The 1,757-nt window shown below is 67.5% G+C and carries 2 protein-coding genes; both read right to left on the bottom strand.

Going from position 1 to position 1,757, the window contains the following annotated elements:
• Positions 1–249 precede the first annotated feature (249 nt).
• Positions 250–1,026 (bottom strand): hypothetical protein, encoded by a 777-nt coding sequence (locus C9E82_RS23865; protein ID WP_147393181.1) that lies wholly within the window; start codon positions 1,024–1,026, stop codon positions 250–252.
• 181 nt (positions 1,027–1,207) lie between these two features.
• The gene (locus C9E82_RS23860; RefSeq protein ID WP_119901162.1) at positions 1,208–1,408 is read right to left on the bottom strand and encodes a hypothetical protein; all 201 of its coding nucleotides are present in this window, start codon (positions 1,406–1,408) and stop codon (positions 1,208–1,210) included.
• Positions 1,409–1,757: the final 349 nt, after the last annotated feature.

The raw sequence follows: 1,757 nt of genomic DNA, 5'->3' as shown, positions 1-1,757 counted from the left end.
CTCCACGCTGTAGATCCTCCCATCCTCCCTGCAGCCGCAGAAAGGGACAAAGGTGGACGACTTTTACGCCGCCCGCAGCAGCACCATGCCGCCGCTAACGTGGACTAATTTCGCACCGCCCTTCTCACATCGGGATGGTTGGGGTCGAAGTAGAGAACCGCCAGTGAATTGGCGCTCGTCCCCATGCGGAGGGCGCGGCCCAGAACCCGCTGGTCGTGGCGCTGCCGGTCAGGCCGGTTGCGTCGAAGCTCATGATGCCGCCCGCGACAGCCGGTTGCGCGCCCTCAGTGCCGGACCGGTATCGGACGCCGGCGTCCAGAAGAGAAGATTGGCCGGAAGGTCGGGCCCTTCTGGTTCCCCCTGGCCCGGGCTTGGAAGCGGATCGGCGATGTCCAGCGCCCCGCCGAATTCCGTGCCGCCAAGACCGGCCCGGAAATGGGTCTGGATCGAGGCCAGGCCTGCCTCCGCGATGATGCCGACTGCGCCCGCGTGAAGCTGCCCGGTGATGAAGACGGCGCCCTGCCACTCGGCGTCTCGCGCCACGCCATTTGCGTCATTCAGGTGGACGCCGTCCGGTATGACCTCGGCCCGCATCATGCCATGGGCAATGAGTTCCTGGACATATCTGTCGCCGGGGGTCAGCCAGACCGGCATGGCCGAAATCCAATGGCCAATGGCGCCCAGGGTCGGGCCGCCCGAGGGCATCAGGCTGGAATGGCCGGCCAGGACGATGCCTGCCGGCATGGCGGCCCTATGCGGGAAGATCAGGCCGATTTCGAGTTCGGGCTCGGTGCCCTCTCCCGGCGCGATGAATTCGAAGGTCACGCCGCCGGCGCCGAAGGACGCGGCGAGGTGCCAGCCGGCCGGGAGCAGCCCGGTCCAGAGGATTGCCGCGCTCGGGCAGGTCCGCGCCCGAATTGACCCGATGCGCGATCCGGCCGGTCGCTTCGAAGGTATAGAGGTCGAAGCCAACCCGGGTGCGGACGGAATAGGCGTCCGGCTCCAGCTGAGCGGGCAGCGCGCCAACGGTTTTGTGGAACCGGATCGTCATCTCACCACCCCGTGCTGTTCCAGACCGTGCGCAGCCGCGCGCCGCGATATGTCAGGTTCTGGTCTTCGTCCTCGCCGATCAGGTCCAGTTCGGTCTTGTTGCCGTGGCTGTCGCGATCGGCGACGATCTGGGCGGGGCTGCTGGGGGACAGACCGGTCAGGCCGTCCCAGGAGAGGACAGGTCCATGCTCTCGGATTCGCCGATCCTGATCCAGGCTTCGGTCGCCTCGCGCCAGACATAGGTGGCGCTGCCGGCAGCGACGGTTTCATCGCCCGAGACATCGATCACCAGGACCTGCTGGGCGTTGGCGGGCTCCAGGGCGTTGCGGGCGGTGATCGTCGCGATCGATCCAGACATCGAACGCCACGGTGCCGAGGTCCCAGCCCGAGGCATCGGCGATCATGACGGTCGCGCGCTCGGCCGCCTCGATCGAAACCTGCGGCGGATACAGCCGATCACCCTGGCGGAGGGCGGCGGAGACCTCGGCCGGCCAGAAGGCGACCCATTCGGCCTCGTCCAGTAGCGGGTCCGCCCGGAACGTCGCCCCGCGGTTGATGCGGCCCCTGGTCATGATGCGCCTTGACCTGCCCCCCGGTCGTCCCTCGCCGTGATGTAGAGTCCTTGGGGTTGATATTGGTCGGTTTCGGGTTGGGCAAGTGCGTCGGGCGCGGAGCCCCCAGTTTGCTCAATCGCCCTGCGCGCTTCT

Source organism: Paracoccus sigandri, from assembly GCF_003709565.1.
Taxonomy (GTDB): domain Bacteria; phylum Pseudomonadota; class Alphaproteobacteria; order Rhodobacterales; family Rhodobacteraceae; genus Paracoccus; species Paracoccus siganidrum.
This window is presented reverse-complemented; position numbering and strand designations above follow the sequence as displayed.